The organism is Streptomyces sp. BE20 (assembly GCF_036322525.1).
Taxonomy (GTDB): Bacteria; Actinomycetota; Actinomycetes; order Streptomycetales; family Streptomycetaceae; genus Kitasatospora.
Genome location: NZ_JAQYWW010000001.1, coordinates 1 through 275, shown reverse-complemented (window position 1 = coordinate 275; position 275 = coordinate 1). Strand labels below are relative to the sequence as shown.

General features: G+C 63.6%; 1 protein-coding gene. It reads right to left on the bottom strand.

All coding sequences use genetic code 11. The features are described 5' to 3' along the window. Positions 1-275 (bottom strand): hypothetical protein (locus tag PUR61_RS00005; protein WP_329874293.1); only part of this gene is annotated, 275 nt, incomplete at both ends.

Here is a 275-nt window from a genome sequence, read left to right as displayed (position 1 = left end):
GGACGTTGGCGATGACCGACTGGAAGAACGGGAACATCGCGACGTCGCCGCTGATGAAGCCGTTGAGGGCGCTGGTGCCGACCGGGGAGATCTTCTCGGTGTAGAAGGACTTCATGTACTCCATCGCGGTGCGTCCGGCCTCGGTGTTCTGGGTGGAGGTCTTGAAGTCGGGCGAGGTGAGGGTGCCGCCGGCCTGGCAGAGGAAGCTCTCCCAGGTGGAGTTGATGGCGTTGAGGTGGTCGTCCATGCCCTTGAACTGCCAGCCGGCCACCTTC